Annotated in this window: 2 protein-coding genes; both read left to right on the forward strand. The window is 68.5% G+C overall.

Annotated features, from left to right (window positions below):
• Nucleotides 1-253: 253 nt before the first annotated feature.
• Complete coding sequence (gene dinB / locus ACFVM3_RS41850; RefSeq protein WP_378445476.1) at nt 254-1471, forward strand: DNA polymerase IV; 1218 nt, start codon at nt 254-256, stop codon at nt 1469-1471.
• A 197-nt stretch (nt 1472-1668) separates the two neighbouring features.
• Nucleotides 1669-2082: a DUF3040 domain-containing protein gene (locus ACFVM3_RS41855; protein ID WP_125675808.1), complete on the forward strand. Its 414-nt coding sequence runs from the start codon at nt 1669-1671 to the stop codon at nt 2080-2082.
• The last annotated feature ends 371 nt before the right edge of the window (nt 2083-2453 follow it).

Below are 2453 nucleotides of genomic sequence, written 5' to 3' on the forward strand. Positions count from 1 at the left end.
CCTGCTCGTTCAGTGCGTCCGCCGGTCCGGCGACGAGCTCTAATCTCTGGAAGGGCCCCATCGAGACCTTCAATGTCTCAAAGGGGCCCTTCACGACATCCCCACGGACCGTGACCACTCACACAAGCGTCTGACTGCCCCACGTAGTACCTAAGACACCCTTGGCCCTAACCGTCCCTGGCCTATTCACGAGACTGTCGGTGGTCCGGGCTAACGTCCGGGCGTGGGGAGAAACGCTGAACTGCCCGGTGGGATGGCCCGCTACCGTGTGACGACCGGGGCCACCACCTGGCCCGACGACACCGGCTGCGGCCTGCTGCACGTCGACATGGACGCCTTCTTCGTGTCCTGCGAGCTGCGCACGCGGCCCGAGCTGGCGGGCAAGCCGGTGGTCGTGTCCGGCGGCGGGCCGAGGTCCGTCGTCGCGGCGGCGAGCTACGCGGCACGCGAGTTCGGCGTCCGCTCGGCCATGCCGTTCTCGACGGCCAAGCGGCTCTGCCCCCAGCTGATCTGCATCACGCCGACGCCGGGGCTCTACGGCGAGGTGTCCAAGGGGGTCATGGGGATCTTCCGCGAGCTGACGCCGCTGGTGGAGCCGCTGAGCCTGGACGAGGCGTTCCTGGACGTCAGCGGGGCGCTCAAACGGCTGGACTCCTCGCCCGCGCGGCTCGGCGCCTGGATCAGGGAGCGGGTGGCCGCCGACTTCGGGATCAGCTGCTCGGTCGGCGTCGCGAAGGTCAAGTTCGTCGCCAAGCTCGCGTCCGGCATGGCGAAACCGGACGGCATGGTCGTCGTGCCGTCGGCCGAGACGCTCGCGTTCCTGCGTCCGCTGCCCGTGTCGGCGCTGTGGGGCGTCGGCAAGCGCACCGAGGAGCAACTGCGGCAGCAGGGCCTCGACACCGTCGCCGACGTCGCGGCCGCTCCGCTGTCCAGGCTGAGGCGGTCGCTCGGGCGGGCGCTCGGGGAGCATCTGCACGCGCTCGCGAACGGGCACGACGAGCGCAAGGTGGTCCCGGAGTCGCCGGACAAGTCGATCGGTGCCGAAGTGACCTTCGACGTGGACGTCCACGACCGCGCGGCGCTCGGGCTGGAACTGCTCCGGCTGTCGGAACGTGTCGCCGCCACCCTGCGCCGCCGGGGGCTGCGCGGGCGGACGGTGTCGATCAAGGTCCGGTTCGCGGACTTCAAGACGATCACCCGCGCCAGGACAACCGCCGTCGGAGTGGACGTGGCCCGCGACATCCACCGCACCGCCGTCGAACTCCTGACCGAGCACGCGCCGGCGGGCGCGGTCCGCCTGATCGGGGTAAGAGTCGAGGGATTGGACACGGAGAGTGACGGAGAGCAGCTGCTTTTCGAGTCACCCGAACCCCGTTGGCGGGATGCGGAAGTCGCCGCCGACGTCGCGAGGTCGAAGTTCGGAGCCGCCGCGGTGCGGCCCGCGTCACTGCTGACCCCCCGTGACCAGTGACATCGCCTCCTTCGCCGTCCCACAGAGGGGCGCGCCGGGTGGTTTCGGCCAATTCGATCCCTTCTGGATACGGGATCGGGTAGTCGGACGAGCGCGGGGCTCGTATCCTGGACAGAGACACCCCGCCTGGGGTTGTCTGTTGGGTCCATGACGTTGCGCGGCCCGGCGCCCGCGACAGCTGTGCCGGAGGAGGAAAGATGCCACTCTCCGAGCATGAGCAGCGGCTGCTCGATCAGATCGAGCGCGAGCTCTATGCCGAGGACCCCAAGTTCGCATCCACGGTGCGAGGCACCCGGTTGCGCCGCCCCGCCCGCCGACGGCGTTTGCAGGGCATCGCCCTGTTCGTAGTGGGCGTCGCACTGTTGGTGCTCGGCGTGGTGGTCAACATCCGGGTCGCCGAGATCCCCGTGATCAGCGTGCTCGGGTTCCTCGTGATGTTCTTCGGAGTCATGATGGCCGTCACATCGATTCGGCAAGGAGCCGAAACGGAGGGCGGTAAGGACAGCGGTGGCCCGGGGGCCGGCGGAGGTGGCGGCAAGGCGTCCCCGCGCCGAAGCTCGTTCACCCAGCGCATGGAAGAGCGCTTCCGCCAGCGCTTCGAGGAGCAATAGCTCCCACACACGCGAACATGCCGGCAGGGCGATGCCTTGTCGGCATGTTCGCGTTGTCCTGCCTCCAGCGCGCGGACGCCCATACCGCGTGGCGCGGGTTGGTCGTGAGTGGATTTCCGGGGTTTGAGCAAAGGGCGGCGTAGGTACGTCCTGGCTTCCGGGCCTCGCTGATCGCGGGACCCGGAACGCACGTCTATGGACCCAGTAACCCCACCCGTCACCACGATGGCGCGCGAAGGCCTCTTTCCCAAGTACGTGAAGGACCCCTTCACTGCGCTAGACGCAAGCAAGGGCCCCTTCACGTGCTTCAACCAACGAAGGCGCCAGAAAGCGTCGGTCGGTGGTCGTGAGTGGCGTTTCGGGTTCTAGCC

Source organism: Amycolatopsis sp. NPDC057786, assembly GCF_042797905.1.
Taxonomy (GTDB): Bacteria; Actinomycetota; Actinomycetes; order Mycobacteriales; family Pseudonocardiaceae; genus Amycolatopsis.